Here is a 25,362-nt window from a genome sequence, read left to right as displayed (position 1 = left end):
CGTTAATAGACTGCTGTAAATCAAAATTTTTCATCCTTTTGTACCGACTGTAGTTTCAAAGACATAGATCATTTTATCGTCTTCAAGCTTTGGCTTAGAGGGTACTTTGGCAACCGCAAGCTGCGGATAAGGTCTCGAATAGTGTTCAAGGACCTGTTGAGCGTTAAAAGAAGGATTCGGGTCGTCAAGAATAATCTCTTTCTTGCTACGATCTTTTATAATAAATTGTCTTGTCAGCTGTTGTGCGACTAATTCGTTGATGTTATTCATAATAGTGTCTTTATGTTTTAATTTTTGGTTGTTGCAAACATGTCACCGTCCTTAGCTAAAAGTTGGGCTGCTGTTTCTTTTCGCAAAGTCTTGGCATCTTCCCTTTTTGGATCAGCATCGATAATTTTGTCAAGTACAGCAATGGCCTGTCTGAGTTTATCTTCTTTGATGAGGTCCTTGGCTTTGATCATTTCTTTACCTTCTGCCTCAATTAGTTTTTGTTTTTGAGACTTTTCAGTTTTTGCCAATTCAGATTGTGACTTAGCCCGTTCAATGGACTGTTCGAATTGCTGGATAGAAAGGGCAGATTGTTTGGATTTATCCAAAGGCTCTGCAATCTTATGAAAGTATCCAATGTCTAGTAGTTCCGGAGTAGCAGAAAAAGAAATGGGTAGGATTTCAGATTTGCTTGCGTCACTCACCTTCCAATCAGGATAAGTATAAACTGTGATTTTATCTCCTACTTTTTCAAGGACAATTTCAAGTTTTTGTCCTTCAAGAAATGGCATAATTTGACTGAAAAAGTTTGTTTTTGAATCAGACATGATAGTATGTGTTAAAATTGAAAATTCGATTAAATAAAAACACCTGACTAAAAGCCAGGTGTTTTAGAGAAAACAACTACAACCTATTTTTTAAATATTATTATTGGTCATGGGCAGCCAACTTCATGGCATCATCATAACCTTCTTTATATGCCTCAAGGATGGAAAGCCCCTGCCCTATCTGTAATCCTTCTAACAATTCGCAAAGTGCTGAATCATGAGCCGGAACATAAGTCTCTTGATTTTTAAATCGTAGTCTACCAAGTATCTCCGCTTGCAGGATGCTTTTTTGCATCATTTTAGTCGCGTGATTGATGAAGTCTACTGCGTGTTGAACCTCATTTTCATTGTAATTTTTAGAAAAAGGATGGAGAAGTTCATGCAAAGAATGTTCCCATGGGCCAAGTACAGATTTTTCATTACTGCTAATGATGATCCCAGAGCGATGTATGGTTAGTATATTGTTCGTATTGATATTATTGCGACCGTAATTGTCTATGATGGTTTTGAATTCTTCGGTCGTCATCAGGCAGTTTGTTTAGGTTGTAATGGAATAATCTTACAACGTTGTTGATCCCAGGAATCCTGAATAGCTTTTTCGATCGATTCAGAATCTATTGATTCAAGATGATCAAAGAATTGAAGATGTTCTTTGTCGGAATCATCAAAGGAGTATTCCATATCGCAATAAGCTCCAAATTCATGAGGGTTTTTGGTCCATTTTAGTGAGCTTTCAGCTGGAGGTTCACCGAAGTGATCAGATATGTACTTTAAAATAAAATCTCTTTCGAAAGACTGTTTTTCGTGCCAGTGAGGAAAAAGGTCTGTTTTAGAGAATGCGGTAGAGACGACAACGCAAGAAGTTCGTTCTAAGGTGTTGGAAGGAAACATATTAGAATGCATGCTTTCAATTTCTTCCATTGGAATATCCATTTCATTAGCTAGTTCTTGTAGCATTTGGTTTTCAAAGCTCATGGTTAGTTAGTTTAGAGTTAAAGAATGAGGTTAAAGAAGAGAAGGACACATCAGCATTGAGTTGAATTGATTCAATATGTACTTTAGTGTCCTTCTCAATAATCAACTTTTCTGCTGGAACAGCTGCTAGCTCCAGCGAATCATATACACCATGAAAAGCGTACTGATTAAGCGACTTATGATAAGTCATCACGATATAGAGTGACATAGATAAGTATTTTAGGAAATGGGATACTGTTATTTACAGTTGGCCAGGATCATTTTATCCGGACAAAGTGTGGTTCCAAAAAAGCGGTTGCCTTGTTGCCGGAATGCAAACATGAGTGGTCTTCCTTCCTTGGTGTGTTTAATTATTTCTGGATTAATAAAATATTTAAACCCTTTGTAGGGATATAACATTCTCAACGGGGGTAAAGAGTTAAGGAAATGGTCATACATTCGCTCAGGGACTTCTATTTCATAGCCGTTTTCCATAGACCGGCAAGCGAATTTCCAGAAGTCGGATTCCTTTTTTACATCAAGGATGTAGTAGGGAATATTCAAGCGCTTACAGGCTTTTTCCCACTGTGTTCGAGTGGCAAATATGCCACCGGAATTTTTATTCTTTCCAGGATTAAGAGAGTTGAAACCCTTACCGGAGATATAGTGATAAAAAATGTCTCTGGACTGTGCCTTTAATTCAAAGATTTTGCGAGTGGTTGTATTGAATAACCAGAAGTAGTGAATTAGAATTCCATTATGTTCTATTTCCTTTGGAGCATAGGAGAATTTGTGAGTAAATGCTATAAGATCGTCTTTTATGAACATGTCGTGATAGTTACACGCAAAGAATAAAAAAGGATCATGTTTATTATGGATTTCAGCGAACCAATGGTCCCTGAAAGGAGTTAGCGCACTGTCAGGTCTGAGGCCTAGAGACTCTAGGTGTTGGCAGTTTTTAAGTAGTTTTTGACCAAACTCAGGATCGGCGATCATATCGTTCATTGATTCAAATTGAACAGGAGAATAGTGCTCGACCTGAATGTCTTTATAGTAGATGTAACCTTCATGATCGTAGGTTAGGGATTCGTTTTGTGGAATGTCCATAATTATATTGCAATTTCAAGAGTGGAATGAGGAAAATGAATTTGGTGAAACTCAGATAGCACCTTAGCGGCCTGGTCTGTTTCGAGCGCCGTAGGTTCATTAATGCCCACAAGAGCCAGCAGCATACATGCCTTGTCATAGGCTTTATAATAAGAGCTATTACGTTGTAGTGTATCAAGAGTAATCTCAGGAGAAGAAGCAATTTGTTCCTCTAGTTTAGAAGTAGTTTCTTCCAAAAGTGATTCTAAGGGGTTTGGAGTTGAAAATGACATGATCTATTTGTTTAGAATATGGTCAACTGCCTGTTGTGCTTTACTAGCAGCGTCAATGAAGTATTTATAGTTTCCGGATGTTGCAATAGAGATCCAGTCTTTAACCAATTTATCTAGGTTAACAGGTACATAGGGTTTAATACCAATGTGGCCACATAGGATTGCCGCTCCCATGCATGATATGAGTTGCTCAGTGTTATAAGCATACAGGGCATCAGTATTTTTGTAATATCTGTTAAGTCTGAATCTATGGCCTGTTGATGCAATCAAGAGTTTGACTTTATAGGCATAGTATTCACTGGGCGTATTGAACAATTCCATTTTAGGCATATGGATTACATCGTTAGTTCTGCTGTAAGTAGCAGGGATGTGATTGACTTCAACAATAGTTGGAAGGTTAGGCATCTTCGCAATGATCTTTTCTGCCTTAGTAACATTAAAGAGGTTTTCATTGAAGTTTGGAACATAAGGTTCGGTGGGATCGAGATCCAACCACTCTTCGTCGTCTCTGACGATAATTCCTTTTGCTTGTGGGTTATTTGTGAGATCTACTCTTTTAGAGATAATACCTTCAAAAGCCTCGTAATTCATGATTTCATAGGCTTGCAGGGTTACATTTTTCTTGATATTCTCATCTGGCATGAGCTTGGTTTCGTGCTCAGTGAGTTCGTTGCCCGTGGTTTTATCGAAATATCTGTAATTCCAAAAAGTACCTAAGTGGCGTTTTGCTTTGGGGTCGCAATAGCCGTCAAGTTTGTTAGCCTGTGACCAGGTGATAAACCTAGGGTCTTGATAGTTATGCGTGTTGAGCAAGAATAGATTGATACCTCTATAAGGTTTTTTAGTTGCTGCGTTGAAGGGCAGGACCTTTCTGTTAAAAGGTTTTATCCAAGGAACAATATTGAGTCTAAGTATATCGACAATCGTGTCGTTAACAGCATGATATGCACGTTCTAAAGCCATAATTGAAAACGGTTTATAGGTTAAAAAGGAGCTTCAATGAAATCAGAAGAATTGTCCCAAATTTCTTGATAGTTAGGAATAACAGTTTCTTTCTTAGGAGGAGAAACTGATGAGGAATTATTTATAAAGTCTTGATATTTTTCCTTGTACGCGTCGTTCGCTTGTTCGAGGGAAGGAAAAGATTTGAACTGAGCATTTGAAAAGCCTTTTACAGAAGCTTCACATTCGGCCCAGGTTAATAGAACACCCGTGGTTCTACCGTTCCATACAACGTAGTATTTTGTTGATTTAGCCATGATAATGGATTTATAGAAGAGATAATAAAAAGAGAGTAGTCAGGGGGTGTTCCGCCCTGACTACTTTGAGTTTAAAATGGTAGGTCGTCGATTTCTTCAGGCGTCAATTGAGTTTCCTCAACAGACGGCGCTGGTTCGCTGGTAGTCACAGGAAAGTTAGCTGTTTCAGCGGTAGTGTTTTTACCATCCAACATGAGAATAGTGTCACAGATGTATTCTGTGATATATTTGGTTACACCTTCCTTATCTTCATAAGAGCGATTTCTGGCTTTGCCAGCTACTGCGATTTTAGATCCTTTTTTGAGGTGTTTTTCCGCGATAGAGGCTACTCCGTTCCATAGAACGATTCTCATCCAATCAACTGTAGTGACTTTTTCACCCTGTTTGTTTTTATAGGATTCATTCACGGCAATATTGAAATTGACAACAGTTTTTTCGTTCTTCAAATGTTTTACTTCCGGATCGTTACCGAGGTTTCCGATGAATTGGCAATTGTTTTGTAATAACATAATTGTAATTTTTAAAAGTTATAGGCTGTTTCGTCATTTTTGACTCGTCAGTTGGAATACACATCCCAATACAGATCTATATGATTGATAAATTGAAGGATTGCTAAGGTTTGATTCCTTAGCCTGGGGATTGTCAAGGGAGTCACCCTTGACTGTTTGAAATAGAGCATATTTGTCCCATGGATTTAGTTAAATGTGTTTCGTTCTTTCGAAACTCGTCAGTAGTCGCACACACGACTAGACACATTTCCGCATACGACCAAAAATCCTTTTCTTGTTACGCCGCAACGGTTTATAATATTACCCTCCTGATGTATGCAAATTTTTAGGCTTGCATGCGGGCTAAATACGAACTGCGCTTTCTGCTATTTACAGCTTTGCGACTTCCTTATTAGATTGTAAAAGTTGACTAAAGGCGAAGTAACCCCCGTTTTTTATGAAGTTCGGCTCTTTCTAGTATCTATCAGCCCGTACCACTGGCAAAGTCAAAAGGTCTATAATTTTGGGCGTCTCCCTTACCCTTTCAACAATACTAAGATAGGGCAATTAGGTACGTATGCGTAACTATTTAACCCGTATAACCCACCCTCGATTTTTCCCCATTTGCCCCTTATATCGCGCTGAAAGACAAAAAATAGTGTAGGTCAAACTATGTTTGATTTGCTTAATTAAGTAGTAGAAAGTCTGGATAGATTCGGTGCTGAATCTGGAAAAGTGATCTATTAGGATACCATTAATAATGGTTAGGATACATTGATCTGGAGGGACGCAGAAATATGCGACTCTACCAGGCCTGCAAGATCTAGTCGCAAAAAAATACGACGCTGGCCACAGGAAGATCATCTTCCGGAAGGGGTCGCAAAAATTGACGACTCGCTGCAGGGGTCGCAGAATAAGACTACCCTGCAGCACAAATGAATAAGAACAGAACTGAATAAAATTTCTTAAAACAGAATGATAAGTTGTATGGTTTTTCAGTTTATTCATGAACGAACGATTGGAGGGTGAAAGTACCGTGTACTTTGCGGGAAGCCTTGTGGGGAAGCGTGGTGCTTTTTAGCACGTTCCCAAATCCTAAAATTTCATTGCTTTTTCTGTTTTCTCCTCAGGTAAATGTTTGTTTATTATATGCTGATTTGATTCTATTAAGTCCTGATTAAAGTCTTTTGTATATGGGGACTCAATGCGTAGGTTATCGTTTTTGTTTAGCAAGAATGTTAACTCCTGTAGGTCCTTTAAGGTATCGTAGTTGTTTCTTAGGTTAATTTTGTAATGTTTGTAGGTATTTGACTCCTCTAAGGCTTGGAATTTTAGCGGTTTCTCATAAGCTATTATCTGGCTTGGTTTTGCTTCTTTATTGATTTGGTTGACATGGTTAGTAAAGAAGTGGTTGTAATTCTCAATCTCCATTTTTGCGCCATTAAATGAAGGTTTAATATTGATCACAATGTTGAACTCCAAAAAATTATTTCCATTGAGCTCTAGTTTCCAATTCACATCGGAATTGGTTTGAAGTTGGGAGAGATAGTTAATATTGAAGCGTATACCGGCATTGTCGTTGTCATTGCCAAGGGCAATCACTGGTGGATCCAGTTCGTCAATAAATTCTTTGATGATGATTACATGCTGCTCAGATGGTTGCCCGTTGGTAGCAATATAAAATGTTCCCTTATTTTTGATTGGATTGGATTGGTAATGTGCAAGTGCATCAATAGGAGATTCAACAATGAGAATTTTATCAGTTTGGTCAGGTTTATTAGATGTCCAAACGCCCAATGATCTTTTGGAAGTAGCTGCTGCATGTTTGAAACTTCCCTCCTTGGTTTTGTTTCTAACATCGAGGCCAAGTGTTATTCCTTTATGCTTAATTGGGAATGCGGTATTTTCAAAGGTTTTATTGTATTTAGAACTATGGAGATGTACTTGGTTGATGGTATTGTTAAATTTCTGAGAAAAGAGTGTGTCATCCTTAATTCCTCTGGAATTGAGAAAGTGGGTATTAGTTAGCTTGTGTACGATAAATTGATTGACTGAATCATCAGGGTTTCGTTGTTGAAATGAAGGGGAAATGGTGAATTGTCTTCTGGTAGGGGGAAGATTAAGGAAAGGGCGCAGCGCTACTCTAACTTGACCAAGGTTGAGTCCAGGACTCATTAATTGATAAAGGTCAATCACTGTTCCTACTTGTTTGCTATTATGAATATTTCTAAAGAGCTGGTCCTTTGTTTTTGCGTTAGTAAAAAAATGAAATGTTTCATTATTGACCGGATGGGCCATGACTACAGTTGATATACTCGACTTTGATTTATTGAGAACAAAGCCAAGAGATTCGGCTACTGAAGGAAGATTAATGTTTTGCTTGAAATCTGCTATTTCGTCCATAATTGAAGTTGTTATGTGATAATTAATAGAAAAGAAGAAATGACATTGGAGTTATTTAAAAACAGGCGAGAGTTTTCCATTCTCTTCCATGATCAGCTTGGCATCAAACTTTTTGTTTTTGCTGTTTAAAAATCCTTTTATTTTCCCTGTTGATTTGGTGGTAAGTAATTGAAGGAGCTGTTTGTCATTTAGCTTTTTGTTGAAAGCTTTTCTGAAAAGTTTGAAATCACATTTTTCTTGATCCGAGCAAAAAATACCACCCGCATTGATTCTGGCTTTCTTGGTGCATTTAGGGCATTTGATAGTTTCCCCGTCCTGATCGCGATCTGCAAAATCCATTACCACTTTAAAATCATCGGTCAGTTTTAGGAAAGCATCAAAAGTGGTTTTGTCCTTCTTTTTAAACCCTTTGATCTTATTCTCAGTAATGTTGTTTTGGATAAGCTCATGAAGAATAGAGTGAGTAATATTTTTACCTGCAATATTTTTCCAAATAACAAAATCACATTTAGGCTCTTGATTCCACCTACTGCATCCATAACCTTTTTTGCCTTCAACAATATTACCTTCTTCACATTTAGGGCAATTGAGTTTGATCTCATCGGTATCAATAGAAGCACCTACAGTAAGCATCTCATTTGTTACTTCCTGGGTGTAAGACTTTATTTCAGAAATAAACTCCTTAGCCGAAAGTTCACCGTTGGCAATCTGATCCAATTTTAGTTCCCACTTAGCAGTTAAGTCTGGTTTGGCGATATCGGTATCTTTTATTTTTTCATATAAGCTCAGCCCGATGGTTGAAGGGATAATTTTTTTCTTATCATTAGTAATGAGCTGACGGCTGAAAAGATTTTTGATGATAGAACCTCTTGTGGCTTCTGTAGCCAGCCCACCTTGCCTTAATTCATTGTCTTCCATGGCTTTTTTAAGTGATTCATCGTCGAGTTTTTTACCGCAGGAAAGCATAAGTTGAAGTAAAGTGGCTTCTGTAAGTAAAGCGGGGGCTTTTGTCATTTTCTTTGTAAGAACAGGATTGGATGTAGTAAGGGATTCATCTTTTTCTACTGAAGGAAGTGGAGTGTTCTGTTCTTCTTTATTCTCATTATTGGAAGATTCTTGAAATACTGACCTCCAACCTGGTGAGACAGTTACGCTACCTGTTGTTGAAAATTCAACTCCAGAGTTTATGAATTCATATTTGGTTTTATCCTTAATGCATGGTTTTGAAAAAGCCGCTAGAAAACGAAGAGATAAGAGATCAAAGATTTTCTGTTCTTTATCATTAAGTTGTTCAAAAGCAGTTAGATCAGTCGTTGGAATAATGCCGTGGTGGTTAGGTGCTTTTTTATCATTGACACAAAGTGTTGGGAGGTTATCGAATTCAATTTGCTCTTCTATTGTTTTTGATGTGTGAATGGTTAAGAGATTTTTTAGGATTGTGGGTACCTCTTGAAATATTTCGTGGGTTAGGAATCCTGAATCGGTACGTGGATAAGTAATAAGTTTGTGCTTTTCGTATAAGCTTTGTGCAATCTCAAGAGTTTGGCTGGCTGAATAGCCAAATTTATTTGAGGCATCGATTTGAAGAGTCGATAGATAATAAGGTAGCGGTTGTTTTTCTGAAATCTGTTTTCTTTCTGAGATAGTACAGGTAGATAAATCGGTAAGTTGGGATGTAATTTTTTTGGATTCATTCTCTGTTTTAGGAGCGATCTTAATTTTGGCCTTGAAGCTTATTTGATCCTTTTGAAGGTCAATGGTAATTGGAAAATATGGCTCAGGTTGAAAATTTTTGTTAGCCAGAAATCTTTCACATACAAGGGCAAGAGTTGGTGTTTGTACCCTCCCAATGGTTATCGTATGGTTAGCTGCGACTGTAATGGCGCGAGTAGCATTGATTCCAATAAGCCAATCAGATTGGCTTCGACATTGGGCGGATTGAATAATGTGATCGCGCTTAGAAATTTCTTTTTTGATGATTTTGTTAATACCGGCAATAGATAAATCACTAGGTAAGATTCTTTTATAAGGAGTTTTACATCCTGAGAGTGTATAGATATAATGAAATATAAGATCCCCTTCCCTGTCAGAATCTGTAGCACAAATAATTTCGGTTGCCTCTGCCATAAGGCCCTTTAGAATTTTGAACTGTTTCCTTATACCTGAATCATTTGTAACGGCGAGTTTAAATTGTTCAGGAAGAATGGGTAAGGTGTCAGCTGACCATTGTTTGAGTTGAGCATCATAGACTTCAGGATCTGCAAGACCGACGAGGTGTCCCCTACTCCATGAGACTTTAATTGAATTATTTTGGTAATAACCGTCATGTTTGGTGTTGGCGTTGAGTGCTTCGGCGAAGTTTTTTGCTTTTAATGGAGATTCAGCGATATAAAGTTTCATAAGCTCTTGTTTATATAAAAATGAAGCAAACGTTTCATTTAAATGAAATAATAGTTTTATTTAAGTAAAATATAAATGTAATGGAAAAGAGCAAAATAAATGAGGAATTAAGGCTAAAACGAAAGGAAAAGAGGTTTGAGAAATATTCAATCATCAAGGTTTTGGCAGGTGTTTTTTTGATGTATAAAGGATTGGTACCAATTAGTGATATTTCTTGGGAATTATTAGGGATGGGAGTGTTTTTGATTTTTCTAGGTGTCAGTGTAATATTCTTAAAGCAGCTGGGAAAATCACAGAAGGAATTGGCTAATGAGAATAGAACAGAACTCGAAAAAAATGCTAGTGTTTTGATGAGTAAATTGAAAGGGTATAAATTGGAATCGTTATGGAGAAAGTAAGATTATTGGTGATTACGTTGGTAGTAATGGCGTCATCGAGGGTTGTTTATGCTCAGGTAGAGGTTACGGCTAGAACAAGCAACGGGGCATTGAATACAATCAATAAAGTTGTTCGGTTTTCTGAAAACTTAAGGATATTAAAAAATAGTTTGGAGGACTTAGAAGATGTTGTATGTAGAATAGATAGGTTGGAAGAATTAACTGCTGAAGCTGGAGTGGAGTTTGGGGATGTATGTAGTGGAGAGTCAAGGGGAGTTGATGCGGTGATTGAAACACAAGCGGAACTTTACGCGCAAACTGCTGCGGCTGTTGCTATTTCCACAGCGAACGTTGCGAATGCGGCACAGGTATTAATTGCTGGAACTGAAGAACCCAAAGAAGATGCAGCCTGGATAAAAATGAATCAGGATGATATAGATGCATTACGGGCTAAAGTTGATCGGATGATTGCTGAAATGAAATATAGAATTTTAATGAATAATAGAGCTGAGAGTGAGTTTAAAGCTAATCAGATAGATGTTGCATCCGTATTGGGGGGAAATTTGGGTGGTTTAACAGAGGTAGAGGCAAATCGAGTAGCGTTTATGAGTTTTACCCCACCGGATAATATTGTGAATCAATTGAAATCTGAGAAAAAAACTACAATGACGAAATTGAAGAAAATGAAAGAAATATTATTACCATTTCTTTTGGCTGTTATGCTGTTGTTTGTGATGTATTCGATTGCAATAAAAGGTGAAGGAATGAAAATAGAGACAGCTTTTGGGATCGTCATGGGAATTATTATTTTGGGATATGTAAACATTATATGGCAATGAAAAATATTAAAGTACTGATTGTAGCATTATTGATTACTGGAGGATGTAATGCACAAAATAACAAATTGGAAGAGGCCGAAAAATTGGCAAAAGAATTTAGTGAGCATTACTACTCCGGTCGTTATGATGAGGCAATGAAGTTGATTACGCCTTTGTATGGCATGCCGTTATATGATAAATACTCTGCTACTAGTTACAAACCAATCTATGATAACTGTAAATACAATGAAGAGTATGTATTCAAGCAATTAGCGTCGTTCTATGCTCCTTGCCGGTATTATGATCGTCGTGATAATATTGATAAATACATAGTAGTGATAGATGTGAATGGCTGGTTATCTGATATTGTTATCGAAGATCGAGAGGGTGAATTAAAAGTGAGGAATGCAGGGAATATTGCATATGACAAATCAAGAATGTTGGATAATCGTAAAGTTGAAAATATCTCATCATATAGATTGAAGATTGAGGGAAGAATCGAAAAAGCGATGGAATTTAAGCAGAAGCAACAATGATATTATTGAATTACTGGACATTACAACAAAATGATGATTACATAGAGGTAATCAACAACATCGCGGTCCAGGTACAAAAGTTGATGTTGTCTGAATTGGTTCCTTTTCTGGTTGCTATTAGTATTTTGGTGAGTATGACCAAGTATGCGATAGATAAAAAGAAAGTAGGGATGGAGGCTAAGGAAGCTATTAGATTAATTGTCGTTACGTTTTTACTACTTAGCTATAATGGATGGATTAAAGCTTTGGATAGCATTATAGATGGGGTGTCTGTGAGTTTTGAAGAAAGGATGGACAATGACGATGGTTATGAAGAGATGGCCAAGATGAAAAACCTAATGACATTGCAACAGAAATATCCAATCCTCGATGATGAATTATCGGGAGAGTTATTGCCTTTGCTTAAAGGAGATAGTTTTGATAATGAGGTGACAAGAGATTTTTTGGCTTCTAAGGGATTAATTGATGATAGCTTAGGTGCAACCTTATTGAGCTACGGTGAAGATGTGTTTACGTTGATAAATAAAGTTGGTTTTATGTTTGGTTTAGGGGGAATGGCAGCTGCTTTGGATATAGCACTTAAGATTGTTGAAATCATATACAATGCCCTGATATTTGGGTTTGTAGCAGTAATGAAGGCAATAGGGCCATTGGCTATTGGGATGTCGATTTTGTTCCCTTCTTCTTTAAAAAAGTGGTTTATGGCTTATGTGATGGCCAGATTTACTGTTCTGTCATGTGCGATTATTTCGGCGTTGAACCACGGAGCAACCAGGGTTTTGATTCAGGAGATATTTGAAGTGTTTGGGCCTGCTAGTGGGTTGGTTGATATGCCAGGGCTTTGGATATCTTATTCAGGTATTATAATTACGAACATCATTTTGTACTTGATGTGTTTTTATGTTACCTCAAAGTATATAGGAGATGAAAGTACCGGAGCATTTTTGAGTACAGCTGGAGCTATCGCTACGGCTGGCGTTAATTATGGTGTGACAGCAATGAATAAAGCGAAAGATGGATTGAAAGGTTAGTGTTAAGACTTCGAATTATTTAAGATGTGAATAGGCCCTGTTTTGGGCCTTTTTTTTTGTGTTTAATCATCCGTGATATATTTACTAAAAATATAAAACACGTAAATATTTAAAATATGAAGAATTTAGTAATGTTAATGCTCGCTTTGGTAATGGTTGTAGGACTTTCAAATTGTGCTACTACTAAGCTTGATGAAATTGAAAAGATGGTTGATGAAAAGTCGAATGCAAGTGGATCTACCAGTCATGATCTTCCTCCATTACCATAATTTCGTCCAAATTGAATAGGCAAATCACCTAGGCGATATCGGTAGTAATACCAGTACAAATTGATAGATAGTGTGTTTACTTTTGTCGATATGCGTGTAGTGATGGATGGTGTAGAAAAGACAGCAATATTAATGATATTAGTACTGCTGTCTTTTCGTGTTCAGGCAGTTGATCATGAGAGTAGAAGGAATAGATTAGATAGTATTTATAAGCTGACCTATTATGAGAGTGATTTCGAGCAATGTAGAAAGCATTTGTCAAATTATTTAGCGTTAGCATCAAGCCATGATAGGGATAAACTGAGTAAGTTTTATTTCTTATTGGGATATAAAGCTGAACTGGAAAATAATTATTTAGAAGGGCTTATGTATTATGAGTCGAGTGCTGGTTCTGCAGAGGGGGAAAACAAGATTGATCAACTTCGAAGTTGTGCAGTAAACATGTCTAGAGTATATCAAATTTTGTTTGATAAAGATAGAGCTAAGGAGCACACGAAAAAAGCATATTACTATGCGGGAAAATTAAAGAATGATACACTTCAAGCCAGGTATTTGTTTGACTTAGGATTAATCTTCAAAATGGAGAATAGAATAGACTCAGCTATGGTTTATTTTGAACGAGCGTTCTATCGTTATAAAGGTTTGAGGATGAAGGAATGGCAGGCTGATGTGGTTTTTGAATTTGCGCTTTGCGAGATGCAAATGGGAAGGTATAACCGAAGTGATTCGTTCTTTGAAGAAGCTGGAAAAATTCAGAAGAACTCTGAGAAATTAGGCATGAGGATATTGGAAAGCAAAGGAAAGAGTATGTTGTTGAGAGGCAAAAAGGATGAGGGGTTGAGAATGCTCAAACAGGCTAGAATTATTCAGCGAAATTTAGGGTTAGGAGATATGGAAATTCCCATTCTTAATGGATTAGGTTATTATCATTTTTTAACTGGAGAGTTTGATATGGCTGTGCAATTCTATAAGAAAGCGATAAAGATGAATAGATTGAATGGTAATGGTGGCTACAATGTTTATGAGTATATGGAGAGTCATGTGTATTTGGATTCTATGGAATTGATAAGTGGTAAGAAGTATCATGTTGAAGACACTAGTATATATAGGGATCTGGTTGATTACAGTGAGTGGTATAAGCAATATTGTGGTGTCGTAGATCAAGATATCATGAAGCTTCAATCTGATGTAATTGATCAAAGAAGAAAGGTTAAGGAGCAGAAGGCTTATTATCAACTGATAGTAGGAATTATAATTGGAATAGCCTTTTCAATAATTGGTTTGTTGTTGTTTAATAATTATCGTTCTAAAAAGAAGGGTGAAAGAAAGTTGAGTGAGGCAATGAATGAGCTTACTGATCTAAAGAAAATTGAAGAACAGCTTACAGGTAATCCGGAATTAAGAGGAGATGAAAATTTGAAACTAAAAGAAGGGTTAGATGAATTAAAAGCTCGTCTTTCAGTGACCTATCCGGAGTTGAATGAGAAAGAGATTAGATATTTGTGTTATATCTATATTGGCTTAAGTAGTAAACAGTCTTCAAAGATTCTTGAAACAACAATGCCAACCTTAAGAGTGATGAGAGTAAGAATGGGGAAGAAAATGAACACTCGAAAAGGAGAAAAGCTCGATGATGTGATTAATGAGCTTAAGTTAGCCCATGCCAATTAAATGAATTCCATGGGGCCTTCACCTGTGACTACCCAGTGCATGTTAAGCGTTGGATAGGCGGCATGGACCATTCGTAGCGAAATGTCGGTCATGCTGGTTACTCTGGATAAATAACCTTTAGAAAGACCGGTATCCTTATGGAATCGATACTCTGATTTATTTTTTGATTTAAGAAAGATTCTAATGTTAGCGACTGCAGAAGTTTGCATCATAGGTACGTATATGCTACTATTGTAAAAACTAATTGCGGATCATATCAGAATGACCGATATTAGTGGCGCATTTTAATTAATGCTTATAGAAGCCAGGGGGGTGTCACTCTTGTAGGAACTGTCACCCCACCCGGCTCTTAACACGGGTAAACCCGAGGAACAAATGTAGTAATTCCTCTCCTTTACCCCTATTAAAATTTTCTTGCTTTATCAGTTGACCGAAATCACAGTTAAAGTGTGATAAGGTTATTTGGTCCTTTGATGGTTGAAAGAACAGTTTCTTGTTACGAATTGTACGATAAAAAAAATAATTCAAAAAGATTGTTGACCTTTTCAATTTATTGACATTAATGTATTGTATAAGCGATAACGTGACATTGTTAACGCTTTGCTAACGTTTAATAAGAAATGAAAAAAATTTTAATTGAAGTAGTTTGAATAGACAAAGAAGCATGTTAGTATTGAAAACATTTATTTGCCACTGGAAGAATAGTGGTCTTGAATGAATTCGCAACCAGCAGCAGTTTTGAGAACATTAGGTTGGTTAAAAAGGAGAGCGGTCGGGGTACTTTTGGCGAAGACCCGACCTCTCCTTTGCTAATCGGCTAGAAAAGGGAGAAGCTGACCCTAAGTTCAGCTTGGTATATTAACCAATTCTAACATGATTATGGATAGTCAGGTAAATTTAATGAAAACACTGAAAGCTTTAAGCCTTCAGGAGAAAGAACGTTTAATTATTGTACAAAATTTGTTGATTGAAAAGCTAGTATTACATCCAGAGAAGTTAACAGTAATTGAGTATGAAGGTCTAAAAAGGGCGTTTGGAGAAGATTTGATTCTCCCTATTTTGAAAGACGTTGATGATAATAGAGATATCCTTCAGACAATGATATCTGATCAGGGATTGAATTTACTGACAAAGGAATAGAATATTCGGTCAAAGAATAGTAGGCAAATAAAAGGCTCCATTAGGAGCCTTTTTTTGTTTTTACGTGAAATTGTTCTCGGGAATTACAACAGAGCTGGAACAGAACTGTTGGCCTTATTTTAAATAGTTCTTTGCTGAGTAGGTTAATTTGATCTACATCAAAGTTTCCCGTTTTACGTCTCTTTATCCATGTGCCCTGGCAGACTCCTAATATGTCCAGGGCTTTTTTGTGGAGATGAGCAATGTGATACGTTTGTTCCTCGATGTATTGATTAAGTGTCTGTGTTTTATCAATTGTTGCCATTAATCTTTAGCTGTTGATGAAAATCATAGTGATCAAAATTAATACAATTATGCAGATTAAGGTTGAAAGATTCACTAAGTGCTTGTATAAAAAATGTAACATTTTGTTTAGTAAGCAAAATTTCAAAACGTGGAATGGCTGTTTTAAATGAGAGTTGTTGTTCAAATTTTAGAGATTCTAGGATGTTTGGCTCAAGGGATTTGTTTGTTGTATGGTAGTTGATAAAATCTTTTCTATGAGTAGCTGAGTAAGAGTTGAATGAAGCGAATAGAACTTCCATAGTATCAAGATCGAAGGAGTTAGTAATGATGTGCAAACTGTTTTGATGTATTTGGAATTGGTAATCTGATAGTTTTCTGTACAGAACTAAAATTTTAAAGAAGCTGTGTAAGATTTGTGTGTAGTAGGAGGTAAGAAATGTGGATTGTAATGGGGATTGATTGAATAGAGTAAAAATCTCATCATAATTTTTTATTAATGGTCTTAAATAGTTGAATTGATTGTTGCTATGATTGAGAAAGAGTATGTCGTGGTTTGAATCGAGGTTTTGATTGGCCCAAGATAAATCATTGTAGCTGTGAAGCAGACATAGTGATTTTGATTTAGATGTTCTTATGGATATGGCTGAATTACTTTGGAAATATGGTTTACTAGAATGACCTGAAGTAAAGTAGATGATGTTGAATTGGGGTTTATCTAATAAGGCAAAGTAGTGACGATTATGTAGGGTTATCCTGGAGAGTTTGTTGGTGAATGGGTAGATGGTCGAGGAGTTTGTGATCTTATGTGGGTCTAGTAATAGTTTTAGCAAGCCAAAGGGGGAGATTGGATTTAGATTGGGTTGGTTGTCCGGGTTATATTGAGATTGTTCAAGAAACAATTTGAATGTTGAAACAAAGGCATCTGTGTATAGATGATTATCATGCGAATAATAGGTGAGTACTTCTTCATTGTTAAGTATTAGACCAGAAGGGTTTAGAATTAAAAGTTGTTCGTTTTCAATATCCTTAAATAGGTAAAGTCGAATAGCATGAGCCTGATAAATGGCGTATTGTTTTGAAACAGTTTTTACATGTTTGAAATCAAGAAAATGTAGTATTTGAAAAATACTAGTTTTGTTAAGGAACGGATGAATGGTGAAATTGATCATATGAGCACTTGTTCCAGGTTGTCAACATATTCTTGAACTTCTGTGGTGATTTTAAGTTTGGTAGCTTTCATTACCTTTTTTAAATCTTCTTCTGTTACATGGTCCTTGTAATGTCTAGGTAATGGAACTTCATCTGATTCTGAAATGCCAAGAAGTTTGTTAGTTGTATTACCGTGTATTTGGGTACCGAATAAAGGAGATCCCACACAATCTGAGAGTATGCCGTAAGAATGGCCAGTGGGTTGTTGCATAATGTCGGCTATAGGAATTATATCTTCCTTTTCAGTGTTTTCGTTAATACTGGAGCTGCCTTCATTTAATTGTGTTGTAGAACCAATTTTTAGTTTGTTGTACTTCCCTCCTATTACGTTTAGCGCTTTGCTTGCTTCTTCATCCTTGTTGACTAAATAGAATTGGTTACCAAGATTTTGCCAGATTACAAGAGCTGCTTCTTTACCATAAGTTTCTATAAGTTGTTGTCTGGTTTGAACAGTAAGGCAAGTAATTACTTTGTTTGATCTGGCGGTAGCTGGTAAATTTCCTAGATTATTGATGTACTGGGTGGGTAATTCATCAACTTCGAATAGGCAAGGTAGTTTGTTTTGTTGATTGATATTGTTCATGACAACATTTGAAATAAGACCTAATATTGGAGCAAGTGCAGCATCATTCTTAGGATCTGTTCCTGCAACAAAAATTGTAGGGTCCTCAGGATTAGAAATATCTAAACTCATTTCATTTTCACTGAGCAAATAATGAATTTCTTCTGTATTTAAAATAGCAATAGGAAGAGCAGTAGTTGCTTCTACTCCTGAAATTTGTGATTCTGCCTCATTTTTTAAGGCGGAAATTAGAGCAGTCATGTCCATGTCAATATCATCATTAAGATGAGCAAGGTAATTACCTAGTTTATCAAACGGTCTAAGGACAAGAGCGATTAAGTGAGGAATTGTTGACCATTCCGGCTTGTATTGGGCATTAGTCCAAATGATGTTTTGAATAACATTTTTTGCGTTCATTGCCCAGAAATCCTTTTTCTTACTTCCTTCTTTATCTAGGTTTCTTAAGAGTACATCAGCAAGGGTTCCTGCATCAAATTTAGTTTTGATGAATTTGGGATCGAGTGGATTGATTCTAACACTATACAAAGGTTGGCAAGGGTTGAACATTCTAAATTTTGGTGTTTTAATTCCCTTTGCATTTAAGTGATAAACTGATTGCCAGATCTCTTTACCCAAGGTGGGTGGATTGCCTTTATAATCGTAGATATAAGCAGCATAACCTCTTAGTAAACATTGGAATTGTATTTGATTGAGCATGAAAAAGGACTTTCCGGAGCCAGGCTGTCCAATGATCATGATGCCGGCAAAAGGATTGAATATTATTAGTTCACCTTTGTCTGTTTTAAGTCTTAGAGAGAACTCATTGGGTTTGCCTGAAGGAAGTGTATCCAATGGGTGTTTATCAATTGATACGTTAGATTTTTTACGTGTTAGAAATACAAGTGAATTGTGTGTAAGTATATATCCAGTGGGGATAAGGAATAAATTAAGATGTGAGGTTCCATAAAAGCCAAGTGCGTAAGAGCCGGCGCCGATTAGTAAGATAAAAATATGATAAAGTTTTTTCTTTTGCCATTCTTCTTCGTCACCACGAAGTTTAGGAGAAATAAGCCAGAATTGCCATATATAAAAAAGTGTTGCAAGTCGAACGGCGAGTTGGAGAGGTTCATAGAGTTCTGAAACAATAAATTTTAGGTAAGCATTTATGATACCATTGAGGAGATTAAAATTTGATCCTGAGGTAAGATGTTCCTGTAGATTAAGAAAGCCCAAGCGGATTGCATAGTCTGCTATAGTAATAATTGTAAGTCCGATTAGAAGGTAGAGATAAAAAGGACGTAAGGATTTATTTGAATCGTTAATCATAATTAAAATAGTTAATTGGAACGTTTATGCTTTCTTTTAAATTCTTCTTCATCAAATTCATCATCTTCATCGGTGGACTTTTTAGTATTCGATTTAAATCCTGAATTAGATGGAACCAAAGAAGATGGTTTTGATCCTGCTGGGCCTTGTGTTTGTTTCTTAGAGGTTTTCTTACCTGAAAGAGGCGTTTTACTAGTTGAAGGCGTAAAGTCTTCAGAGAAGGCTTTATTAAGGCTGTTTATGGTTAAATCTCGATGTATCTGCGAGGCCTTGAAGTCATAGGGGTCTGCAGCACCGGTTAAAGATATTTTATATCCATTTAGGTTATCACCACTGTAATGAAGTTCAAGTTTTATACTTTTATCGGCTTTGAGAATTTGAAAGAATGACTCTACAGATTTAGAAGATTTCTTTGCGTTGAACAGAATTCTTTTCAGTACGGCTCTTTGTTGTCCAAAAGAATAGAGTTTTAGGTTGTTTTCTTGAATTCCTGTTTTGTTATTTAGGTTGGCCAAGTGGAATTTTAGGGGTAGAGATTTTTGATCAAAGTATTTGAACTTCCCTCCTATTTTGATACCATAGCTTATAACCTTATTAGAGTGATCCTTTTGTTTATCTGAGATGATTCTTGCATAGAGATTATCACTTGAATTAATAGCTCTAAGAAAGTTTCTTGAATCAGTAGTTTCATCGTAAAGAAGGTTAAGTTGATCAATTAGATTCTTTTTGAAGTGAGTATTAAAATAAGATTTTGAGGATAAATAAGATTTAAGTTTAAGGATATCACCGAGTTCTTTTTCAATTAAAGGTTCAAGGGATGATGAGTGATCGCTATGAGTGGTCTTTAATTTTGATTTAAGATCATCTGAAATAGATAGATCCTTATTTGTATGTGCTTTTAAAATTGCATTATGAAAATTGTATCTGGAGATATTAATTTCCTGACTCGAATATGGAATAGTGTGGGTTGACAATTCATCGTTATCAATGATATTGAATGAGTGTTTTGTATTCCATTTATTAGATATAGTCTTTGCTTCCTTTTTATAGAAAACTTTTTTATTGAGCTGTGATTGTCCATCGAAGTCAATTCGAGATGCAATAAAGTGAGCATGTTTATGATCGGTATCATCGTGAATAGATATCGTATATGGAAAATTTTTTAAGTTGATTGAAGAAAGGTAATCTTTAACTATTTCACACATTTGATCATTGTCAAGGTTTTCGTTTTTGGCAAGTGAAAGCACTCCTACCATGTAATGTGATTTTACACGTTTTGATGAGATTTCTTTGAGATGTTCAAAAACTTTTGCAACGAGCTCTGGATCAGTGCTAGGGAGATTAGTGTCATAAATTTTGTCATGAGGATTGATTTCTTTGTCCTTGTCGTAGTCCAGGAGTCCTGAAATGTTGGAGGTTGGCTTATTGACTACTATCCACATTAGCTGAGCTTAGCGCTTATTAGTTTATTAATGGAAGAGGTTGTAGAATGAATACTGTCAAAGGTTTTTTGATCAACATGACCTTGTATAGCAATCAAATGGTGATTGGATTTAGTGAGTTGATTAAGATTATTGGATAAAGCAGACAACAATCTAAACTCCTTTTCTGTGAAAACAGGTGTATGAATAATGATTTGTTTAGACAAAACGCGCTCTCTAGCATAGGGTGAGAGACTAGAATGCGTACCTCCTTTTTCTTTATATTCATTGAATTCCTTTTTAAGATTATTCAATTCTTCGTCTAAAAGTGATAACGGAAGACGATTTCCTCTTCTTCTAACATAGGTTTTTTCTATGGGTTCGGAGTCTTGATCCGTCTGATTATTTGTCTTTGACATATGGATTTAGGCTTAAAAGTCTAAATATAAATAAAAATGCGACAGAATGGAGCAAATCCCATCCTTTATGGTGGGCAAGTTGGAATTTGGGTTTCCCAAAGTCCCGACTTGCTTACTACATTCCGCAAGATGTACGGAAACTCAGATCGGCAGTGCAAGTTTTTAGTTAGTTTCATTTAAATGAAGTGTTTGTTTTAGTTATATAAAGTAAATGTACAAATAATTAGTGTATTTATGTCGAAATACACAATGACATTAATGGACTTATACAATTATGGTGGATTACATTAATAGTTATATGTTTTAATGTTTTTATATTGTTTTGGTTTTATAGTTTACTACATGTTCTTATACATGTATGTTTTTATACATTCATGTTTACATATATATCAATAGGGATATGAATATTTATGTACATATATTTGGATGGATATAAATATATGAATATACTTGTTCTCCAAATTTTAATATTAAACATATGAGTAAACAAGGAATTGTAATTGCATATACAGGATCAAAAGGTGGTGTTGCAAAAAGTACCATGACACAATTGATGGCTACGTTTCTAGTGTATTTGAAAGAACTAAAAGTATTGGTCATTGATGCGGACTATGATCAAGGATCAATTTATGAAGATAGGCTGGGTGATAAGAAGAAATTTGAGGCGGATGAAATAAAGGCCTCATACGATGTAAAGTTAATACCTCCAAATGAGGTATTGGATGGTATTGATATGTTTAAGAAAAAGTATGATGTCATATTTATTGATTTGGCGGGTACAAAAATGGCTTATGGTAATGTGGAATCTTATGCGGCCATGGATAAGATGATAATTCCATTTTCTTTCCAGAAAAAAGAGAATAATAAGGCTAAGGATTTTTATAAATTTTTGGTAGATGAAGTAATTCCTGCTAGGTTGGATGCAGGATTGGATATACCGGATATTGTCGGTCAACTTGTAAAGATTAGTAAAAATAGCCTTGAGTATAAGGAGCTGGTTAAAGCTAAATCAAAGTATAATGGAAAGATGGAGGAAATTGTGGAAAAGAATATGGAAAATATTCTAGGGGGTGTTGAAGAGGACCAATATGAACATCAAGATTACCTATATCCATTTATAATATTGGATGCGAGTATTACCTATGCTGAGGCCAAATTTGGCCGTCATCTAAACACAGTAATGGATGAAAGTAATGCTGATATAATTGAGCGTTATGAAAATGAATTGGAAGAAGTTTATAAATATATAATAGCTTAATTATGGCAGGAGGAAAGAAACAATCAGGGATAAAAGATAAGCTGAGAGATGTTTTACAGAAGAGGGGAGAAGCTGAAGCGAAGGAAAAAACTAATGGATCAAATGATTCAGATGATAAAACGGAAGAGGTTGTCTCAGATGAAGAAAAAGGTGAAGGAAGTTTGGGCGATCCAGGTAGCGTAGAAAAGGATGATAAAGGAGTTAAGGAAACGGTAGTTGATAAAAGGAAGAAGGATAGTAAATCTGAAAAAAAAGATAACAACAGGGAAAAAAAGAAGGGTGTTTCGGAAGTGAGTAATCAATTACGAAGTAGCCTAAAGGATGTACAGAATAAAGTTGCTGGAATTGAATCGTTAGTGGAGAATGTTGTATTCACAGAATCGGATGAAAAATTCATAAAGTATCTTAGACATGAAAAACCTGACATTGTAAAGAGTAAGGCGGTTAACATTGCGTGCTATCCACATATTTCAAATATGTATGCAAGCCTCTCGCAAGATTTAAAGGAAATTTATGGTATCACTGTACCTATGAAAGAATTAATGGCAGAAGCGCTTAGAGCTCACTTTAGAGATATTATACAAAAGAATAAGGCATATATTAAGCTTCAGGGAATAAAGGAAGAGGTGAGGAAGGCTGAAGAAGAAAAATATGGTTAAAAAAAAGAACCCGATTATATTAATCGGGTTCACAAAAATAAAAAAAGGGTGTTGCTGTGTTAGACTGATGCCTTAACCTTTTTCTCCTTTTTCTCTTTTTTATCGGCTTTTTTCGCTTCCGGTTTTTTTTCTGTTTGTTTGTCAACTTTCGCCTCTGATGACTGTTCTTCCTTCTGCTCCAATTTCATGAATTGCATTTTTGAAATATTCATGTTTATGGATTCACCTTTATTCTTAAGAAAGGAATATCCTGAAAATTCTAAATTAGAGCCAATCTTTGTTGCGTTGATCATACCCATCAGTTTTTCATGGTTGGCCACATAAGCGGTAAGCTTTTTAGTTTCGACTCCATTTACCATTTGATAGTGTCCTTCTTTGAGATCAATTTCAAATTTTGTTTTTTGATTATTCGTTTTCTCAATTTTGTGAACATTACCTTGAAGATTAGATAATTTCGTTTGAAACTCAACTGTTGAGGCGTCTATAACATTATTTTCAATGGTACCACGCACTCTTAAGGAGATGGCATTGTCCTGATAATAAGGCCGATGCTTATCATTTAGTAAGATTGTGAGGTGTGTTTCTTCACCGTCAATCTTGGCAGTTCCAGTGATTTGTGGCTGGTCCATGTTGAAATCAATTTCCTGATCCGCGTCAGGGGTAACGAAATAAGTTTTTAGATCTTTTTCCATTGTATTATTTGTTTTATTAAAAATTTATTTACTCGATTATACTTAATGTGATGACTATCCAATTGAGCCTACTCCTCTGGACTTATTGTGAGAAGAAACATCTCTTTTGATTGACTTTTTTTGTGTTTTTTCCAGAGTTTTAGAAACTTTCATTTCCGAAACTTGTGTCTTTGCCTCAATCTTGATACCGTTGGAAATATTCTTTTCTTCCAATTTGTCCTTATGATTTAGATATGTTTTGTTGTGGAAAGGGTGAACTTTAACATTTATAGGTTCTTCGGCATTCATGCGTGAAGCAATGGCATCTTTAAGGCCTGCAGGAAACATGGTTGGATCTATATGTCCACCAGTTTTAATTGCAGTGTATAAATTGACTATTAAACCATCTACGTCTAAATCTTTGACCAGGCTTTCATCTTTAGTTATTTGTTTTTTGTTGATATCAACTCCTAGCTGTTTGGCAATTTCATGCTGTTCATGGCTGCTTAATGTAATTTCGTCTGACTTAGAGTTTTCTATTGAAACTTCAGTAGATGTTGAGATTTTCTTGCCGTTAAGTCGATCAAGAATTTCTTGCTGTTCTTCAGGGGTGAGAGCTAGTTGTTCCTGGACTTTTGGATCAGCTAGGGCAGCTATGAGACTTTGCTTGTCTATGTTATCAAGAATAGGTTCTTGTTTTAGGCCTATAAGAATTGCCATATTACTAAGTACCAAACCAATTTGAACTACGGGATCAATGGAAAGCTTATTGTCCATGTCCTCAGAAGGATTTTTTTGATTGTGTACTGCAATCAAATGAGACTTATCATTGGGGACGGGAGCTTTAGTTGAAAATTTGTTTTGTTTGATAAATTGATCAAGGTCAGTTTTTTTTAAATCATTTGTTGAAGACAATTTTGTAATAGTAAAATGGCCCTCTTCGTGTTTTAGATCAATTTTAAGGTTTGACTTATTGTCTGAAGATGTAAGATGTATACCTTCAAGTTTGTTCTTGGTTGTAAGTTCTTTGAGTTGACTTTCGTTCAGACCAAAACTGTTCAGTTCGTTTGTGACATCAATTTCATTTGTCAACTTAATTTTATTGAAATAGCTCAAATTGACAACCGGATTATTTTCCTTGTCATATGCTACCGTAAATACTCCAGGTGCTGTTAACTGAGGATCCTGACCAGTCGGTAAATGTTCAATTACAGGTGATGGTTTGCCTGGAACAAGATTGTCAATTATCTCTTTGGATAAGCCTAGATTGGCACCAATTTCTTCTGTTTTTTTGATAAGATCAGCATTCATAAATTTTATTGGTTTAAGTGTATCCTATATATATAGGTGATAAATGTAATTCATTTTATTGAAGTTTTTATTGCATTTATTTACTATTTTCGTTTCATTTCAGTAAAACTATTACTTTATTCACATAAAATTATAATGTTCCGATGGAAATGGATTTATTGAATTGGCTAATGTGGTTGTGGGGAGGAGTGGTAGCACTCTTTATTATTTATAGCCTATTCAAAAAAATGTTGAATGGGAATAAGAATAAGGAGCAACAAGTAAATGGTAATGACCCAATTATAATCAGCAGTATGGCTCCTGAACAAAAGGACATTGAGTTCGAAGTTGATGTAAGCAATGGGATTGAGAAGGGTCTTGTGACTGTAAGTATTCCTTATGAAAAGTTCATTAACGGAGATTACGATTTAACAGAATTAGTAAGATCAAAGGTTGCTATAAATAATACATCAGTAGAGGAAATAGATAATGATGAGATTGAAAATTTAAATAATACGAATATGAAAAATGAAAATGAAAGAATTGATGATGTAGTAAATGACGGTGTAATAGAGATGTCTGGTGACGAGATGAGTCCGGAGGAAGCTGCGGGAAATGATGATGATGAAGAGGACGGTGAGATAAGTGCAGAGGAAGCAGCTGGGGAAGATGATGAGTCTGTTGAGCAAATCATTTTTGAAGAAACTGAATTTGAATAATAA

Annotated in this window: 29 protein-coding genes; 10 read left to right on the top strand and 19 right to left on the bottom strand. The window is 35.8% G+C overall.

Features of this window, described 5'->3' with window-relative positions:
• Positions 1 to 30: 30 nt before the first annotated feature.
• The 12 genes from ABJH98_RS17890 to ABJH98_RS17835 form a co-directional block, all read right to left on the bottom strand.
• The gene (locus ABJH98_RS17890) at positions 31 to 270 is read right to left on the bottom strand and encodes a PRTRC system protein C (RefSeq protein WP_348176105.1); all 240 of its coding nucleotides are present in this window, start codon (positions 268 to 270) and stop codon (positions 31 to 33) included.
• Between the two features lie 17 nt (positions 271 to 287).
• Positions 288 to 815 carry a PRTRC system protein E gene (locus ABJH98_RS17885; protein WP_348309144.1) on the bottom strand — a complete coding sequence of 176 codons (528 nt, stop codon included), beginning with the start codon at positions 813 to 815 and terminating at the stop codon, positions 288 to 290.
• A gap of 100 nt (positions 816 to 915) precedes the next feature.
• Positions 916 to 1,341: a hypothetical protein gene (locus tag ABJH98_RS17880; protein ID WP_348176112.1), complete on the bottom strand. Its 426-nt coding sequence runs from the start codon at positions 1,339 to 1,341 to the stop codon at positions 916 to 918.
• Entirely contained in the window at positions 1,341 to 1,790 is a 450-nt protein-coding gene (locus ABJH98_RS17875; RefSeq protein ID WP_348309143.1) for a hypothetical protein, read from the bottom strand. The genes ABJH98_RS17880 and ABJH98_RS17875 overlap by 1 nt, the downstream gene beginning before the upstream one ends.
• Positions 1,780 to 1,998 (bottom strand): hypothetical protein, encoded by a 219-nt coding sequence (locus tag ABJH98_RS17870; RefSeq protein WP_348176118.1) that lies wholly within the window; start codon positions 1,996 to 1,998, stop codon positions 1,780 to 1,782. Before ABJH98_RS17870 ends, ABJH98_RS17875 begins: the two co-directional genes overlap by 11 nt.
• A 29-nt stretch (positions 1,999 to 2,027) precedes the next feature.
• Positions 2,028 to 2,876: a hypothetical protein gene (locus ABJH98_RS17865; protein ID WP_348309142.1), complete on the bottom strand. Its 849-nt coding sequence runs from the start codon at positions 2,874 to 2,876 to the stop codon at positions 2,028 to 2,030.
• 2 nt (positions 2,877 to 2,878) lie between these two features.
• A complete protein-coding gene (locus ABJH98_RS17860; RefSeq protein ID WP_348309141.1) occupies positions 2,879 to 3,148 on the bottom strand; it encodes a hypothetical protein in 270 nt (89 codons plus the stop codon).
• A 3-nt stretch (positions 3,149 to 3,151) separates the two neighbouring features.
• A complete protein-coding gene (locus ABJH98_RS17855) occupies positions 3,152 to 4,111 on the bottom strand; it encodes a zincin-like metallopeptidase domain-containing protein (RefSeq protein WP_348176126.1) in 960 nt (319 codons plus the stop codon).
• A gap of 20 nt (positions 4,112 to 4,131) precedes the next feature.
• Positions 4,132 to 4,407 (bottom strand): RNase H1/viroplasmin domain-containing protein, encoded by a 276-nt coding sequence (locus tag ABJH98_RS17850; protein ID WP_348309140.1) that lies wholly within the window; start codon positions 4,405 to 4,407, stop codon positions 4,132 to 4,134.
• Between the two features lie 71 nt (positions 4,408 to 4,478).
• A complete protein-coding gene (locus tag ABJH98_RS17845) occupies positions 4,479 to 4,916 on the bottom strand; it encodes a single-stranded DNA-binding protein (RefSeq protein WP_348309139.1) in 438 nt (145 codons plus the stop codon).
• Positions 4,917 to 5,990: 1,074 nt separating this feature from the next.
• Complete coding sequence (locus ABJH98_RS17840; RefSeq protein ID WP_348309138.1) at positions 5,991 to 7,298, bottom strand: toprim domain-containing protein; 1,308 nt, start codon at positions 7,296 to 7,298, stop codon at positions 5,991 to 5,993.
• A 51-nt stretch (positions 7,299 to 7,349) separates the two neighbouring features.
• Positions 7,350 to 9,698, bottom strand: a complete 2,349-nt coding sequence (locus ABJH98_RS17835) for a DNA topoisomerase (RefSeq protein ID WP_348309137.1) — start codon at positions 9,696 to 9,698, stop codon at positions 7,350 to 7,352.
• 80 nt (positions 9,699 to 9,778) lie between these two features.
• Between ABJH98_RS17835 and ABJH98_RS17830 the strand changes: the two genes are divergently transcribed.
• The 6 genes from ABJH98_RS17830 (at position 9,779) to ABJH98_RS17805 (ending at position 14,400) form a co-directional block, all read left to right on the top strand.
• Entirely contained in the window at positions 9,779 to 10,096 is a 318-nt protein-coding gene (locus tag ABJH98_RS17830) for a hypothetical protein (protein WP_348309136.1), read from the top strand.
• Positions 10,084 to 10,914, top strand: coding sequence for a hypothetical protein (locus tag ABJH98_RS17825; protein ID WP_348309135.1), 831 nt, complete (start codon positions 10,084 to 10,086; stop codon positions 10,912 to 10,914). Before ABJH98_RS17830 ends, ABJH98_RS17825 begins: the two co-directional genes overlap by 13 nt.
• Entirely contained in the window at positions 10,911 to 11,429 is a 519-nt protein-coding gene (locus ABJH98_RS17820) for a hypothetical protein (protein ID WP_348309134.1), read from the top strand. The genes ABJH98_RS17825 and ABJH98_RS17820 overlap by 4 nt, the downstream gene beginning before the upstream one ends.
• On the top strand, positions 11,426 to 12,460 hold the full coding sequence (locus tag ABJH98_RS17815) for a hypothetical protein (RefSeq protein WP_348176148.1): 1,035 nt from the start codon (positions 11,426 to 11,428) through the stop codon (positions 12,458 to 12,460). Before ABJH98_RS17820 ends, ABJH98_RS17815 begins: the two co-directional genes overlap by 4 nt.
• Before the next feature lie 116 nt (positions 12,461 to 12,576).
• Positions 12,577 to 12,729, top strand: coding sequence for a hypothetical protein (locus ABJH98_RS17810; RefSeq protein WP_348176151.1), 153 nt, complete (start codon positions 12,577 to 12,579; stop codon positions 12,727 to 12,729).
• Positions 12,730 to 12,801: 72 nt separating this feature from the next.
• Positions 12,802 to 14,400, top strand: coding sequence for a tetratricopeptide repeat protein (locus tag ABJH98_RS17805; protein ID WP_348176154.1), 1,599 nt, complete (start codon positions 12,802 to 12,804; stop codon positions 14,398 to 14,400).
• Here ABJH98_RS17805 and ABJH98_RS17800 read toward each other — a convergent pair.
• Positions 14,397 to 14,612, bottom strand: coding sequence for a hypothetical protein (locus tag ABJH98_RS17800; RefSeq protein WP_348176158.1), 216 nt, complete (start codon positions 14,610 to 14,612; stop codon positions 14,397 to 14,399). The genes ABJH98_RS17805 and ABJH98_RS17800 overlap by 4 nt on opposite strands.
• A gap of 688 nt (positions 14,613 to 15,300) precedes the next feature.
• Between ABJH98_RS17800 and ABJH98_RS17795 the strand changes: the two genes are divergently transcribed.
• On the top strand, positions 15,301 to 15,540 hold the full coding sequence (locus ABJH98_RS17795; protein WP_348309133.1) for a hypothetical protein: 240 nt from the start codon (positions 15,301 to 15,303) through the stop codon (positions 15,538 to 15,540).
• 290 nt (positions 15,541 to 15,830) lie between these two features.
• Here ABJH98_RS17795 and ABJH98_RS17790 read toward each other — a convergent pair whose 3' ends face one another.
• The 4 genes from ABJH98_RS17790 to ABJH98_RS17775 are packed head-to-tail and all read right to left on the bottom strand — an operon-like array spanning position 15,831 to position 20,762.
• Complete coding sequence (locus tag ABJH98_RS17790; RefSeq protein ID WP_348309132.1) at positions 15,831 to 16,994, bottom strand: hypothetical protein; 1,164 nt, start codon at positions 16,992 to 16,994, stop codon at positions 15,831 to 15,833.
• The gene (locus tag ABJH98_RS17785; protein ID WP_348309131.1) at positions 16,991 to 18,922 is read right to left on the bottom strand and encodes a type IV secretory system conjugative DNA transfer family protein; all 1,932 of its coding nucleotides are present in this window, start codon (positions 18,920 to 18,922) and stop codon (positions 16,991 to 16,993) included. The genes ABJH98_RS17790 and ABJH98_RS17785 overlap by 4 nt, the downstream gene beginning before the upstream one ends.
• Positions 18,923 to 18,933: 11 nt before the next feature.
• Entirely contained in the window at positions 18,934 to 20,364 is a 1,431-nt protein-coding gene (locus ABJH98_RS17780) for a relaxase/mobilization nuclease domain-containing protein (RefSeq protein ID WP_348309130.1), read from the bottom strand.
• Entirely contained in the window at positions 20,364 to 20,762 is a 399-nt protein-coding gene (locus ABJH98_RS17775) for a hypothetical protein (protein WP_348309129.1), read from the bottom strand. Before ABJH98_RS17775 ends, ABJH98_RS17780 begins: the two co-directional genes overlap by 1 nt.
• Before the next feature lie 478 nt (positions 20,763 to 21,240).
• Between ABJH98_RS17775 and ABJH98_RS17770 the strand changes: the two genes are divergently transcribed.
• Both ABJH98_RS17770 and ABJH98_RS17765 read left to right on the top strand, forming a co-directional pair.
• Positions 21,241 to 22,020, top strand: a complete 780-nt coding sequence (locus tag ABJH98_RS17770) for a ParA family protein (RefSeq protein WP_348309128.1) — start codon at positions 21,241 to 21,243, stop codon at positions 22,018 to 22,020.
• A 2-nt stretch (positions 22,021 to 22,022) separates the two neighbouring features.
• Positions 22,023 to 22,679, top strand: a complete 657-nt coding sequence (locus ABJH98_RS17765; RefSeq protein WP_348309127.1) for a hypothetical protein — start codon at positions 22,023 to 22,025, stop codon at positions 22,677 to 22,679.
• A 59-nt stretch (positions 22,680 to 22,738) separates the two neighbouring features.
• Here the strand turns inward: ABJH98_RS17765 and ABJH98_RS17760 are convergent, their stop codons facing one another.
• A complete protein-coding gene (locus ABJH98_RS17760; protein ID WP_348309126.1) occupies positions 22,739 to 23,371 on the bottom strand; it encodes a hypothetical protein in 633 nt (210 codons plus the stop codon).
• Between the two features lie 54 nt (positions 23,372 to 23,425).
• A complete protein-coding gene (locus ABJH98_RS17755) occupies positions 23,426 to 24,661 on the bottom strand; it encodes a hypothetical protein (protein ID WP_348309125.1) in 1,236 nt (411 codons plus the stop codon).
• 149 nt (positions 24,662 to 24,810) lie between these two features.
• Between ABJH98_RS17755 and ABJH98_RS17750 the strand changes: the two genes are divergently transcribed.
• Positions 24,811 to 25,359 (top strand): hypothetical protein, encoded by a 549-nt coding sequence (locus ABJH98_RS17750; protein ID WP_348309124.1) that lies wholly within the window; start codon positions 24,811 to 24,813, stop codon positions 25,357 to 25,359.
• Positions 25,360 to 25,362 lie beyond the last annotated feature (3 nt).

Origin of the sequence: Reichenbachiella sp. (genome assembly GCF_039969095.1) — a bacterium.
Classification (GTDB): Bacteria; Bacteroidota; Bacteroidia; order Cytophagales; family Cyclobacteriaceae; genus Reichenbachiella.
Note: the sequence above shows the minus strand (reverse complement) of the source record. Positions and strands in the feature narration are given on the sequence as shown.

Coding starts and splice junctions, on each gene's coding strand:
- ABJH98_RS17845 (WP_348309139.1), bottom strand. CDS start 4,916: ATGTTATTACAAAACAATTGCCAATTCATCGGAAACCTCGGTAACGAT.
- ABJH98_RS17825 (WP_348309135.1), top strand. CDS start 10,084: ATGGAGAAAGTAAGATTATTGGTGATTACGTTGGTAGTAATGGCGTCA.
- ABJH98_RS17765 (WP_348309127.1), top strand. CDS start 22,023: ATGGCAGGAGGAAAGAAACAATCAGGGATAAAAGATAAGCTGAGAGAT.
- ABJH98_RS17870 (WP_348176118.1), bottom strand. CDS start 1,998: ATGTCACTCTATATCGTGATGACTTATCATAAGTCGCTTAATCAGTAC.
- ABJH98_RS17800 (WP_348176158.1), bottom strand. CDS start 14,612: ATGATGCAAACTTCTGCAGTCGCTAACATTAGAATCTTTCTTAAATCA.
- ABJH98_RS17840 (WP_348309138.1), bottom strand. CDS start 7,298: ATGGACGAAATAGCAGATTTCAAGCAAAACATTAATCTTCCTTCAGTA.
- ABJH98_RS17750 (WP_348309124.1), top strand. CDS start 24,811: ATGGATTTATTGAATTGGCTAATGTGGTTGTGGGGAGGAGTGGTAGCA.
- ABJH98_RS17855 (WP_348176126.1), bottom strand. CDS start 4,111: ATGGCTTTAGAACGTGCATATCATGCTGTTAACGACACGATTGTCGAT.
- ABJH98_RS17810 (WP_348176151.1), top strand. CDS start 12,577: ATGAAGAATTTAGTAATGTTAATGCTCGCTTTGGTAATGGTTGTAGGA.
- ABJH98_RS17775 (WP_348309129.1), bottom strand. CDS start 20,762: ATGTCAAAGACAAATAATCAGACGGATCAAGACTCCGAACCCATAGAA.
- ABJH98_RS17890 (WP_348176105.1), bottom strand. CDS start 270: ATGAATAACATCAACGAATTAGTCGCACAACAGCTGACAAGACAATTT.
- ABJH98_RS17770 (WP_348309128.1), top strand. CDS start 21,241: ATGAGTAAACAAGGAATTGTAATTGCATATACAGGATCAAAAGGTGGT.
- ABJH98_RS17875 (WP_348309143.1), bottom strand. CDS start 1,790: ATGAGCTTTGAAAACCAAATGCTACAAGAACTAGCTAATGAAATGGAT.
- ABJH98_RS17760 (WP_348309126.1), bottom strand. CDS start 23,371: ATGGAAAAAGATCTAAAAACTTATTTCGTTACCCCTGACGCGGATCAG.
- ABJH98_RS17780 (WP_348309130.1), bottom strand. CDS start 20,364: ATGTGGATAGTAGTCAATAAGCCAACCTCCAACATTTCAGGACTCCTG.
- ABJH98_RS17790 (WP_348309132.1), bottom strand. CDS start 16,994: ATGATCAATTTCACCATTCATCCGTTCCTTAACAAAACTAGTATTTTT.
- ABJH98_RS17820 (WP_348309134.1), top strand. CDS start 10,911: ATGAAAAATATTAAAGTACTGATTGTAGCATTATTGATTACTGGAGGA.
- ABJH98_RS17815 (WP_348176148.1), top strand. CDS start 11,426: ATGATATTATTGAATTACTGGACATTACAACAAAATGATGATTACATA.
- ABJH98_RS17795 (WP_348309133.1), top strand. CDS start 15,301: ATGAAAACACTGAAAGCTTTAAGCCTTCAGGAGAAAGAACGTTTAATT.
- ABJH98_RS17865 (WP_348309142.1), bottom strand. CDS start 2,876: ATGGACATTCCACAAAACGAATCCCTAACCTACGATCATGAAGGTTAC.
- ABJH98_RS17880 (WP_348176112.1), bottom strand. CDS start 1,341: ATGACGACCGAAGAATTCAAAACCATCATAGACAATTACGGTCGCAAT.
- ABJH98_RS17835 (WP_348309137.1), bottom strand. CDS start 9,698: ATGAAACTTTATATCGCTGAATCTCCATTAAAAGCAAAAAACTTCGCC.
- ABJH98_RS17885 (WP_348309144.1), bottom strand. CDS start 815: ATGTCTGATTCAAAAACAAACTTTTTCAGTCAAATTATGCCATTTCTT.
- ABJH98_RS17830 (WP_348309136.1), top strand. CDS start 9,779: ATGGAAAAGAGCAAAATAAATGAGGAATTAAGGCTAAAACGAAAGGAA.
- ABJH98_RS17785 (WP_348309131.1), bottom strand. CDS start 18,922: ATGATTAACGATTCAAATAAATCCTTACGTCCTTTTTATCTCTACCTT.
- ABJH98_RS17850 (WP_348309140.1), bottom strand. CDS start 4,407: ATGGCTAAATCAACAAAATACTACGTTGTATGGAACGGTAGAACCACG.
- ABJH98_RS17860 (WP_348309141.1), bottom strand. CDS start 3,148: ATGTCATTTTCAACTCCAAACCCCTTAGAATCACTTTTGGAAGAAACT.
- ABJH98_RS17755 (WP_348309125.1), bottom strand. CDS start 24,661: ATGAATGCTGATCTTATCAAAAAAACAGAAGAAATTGGTGCCAATCTA.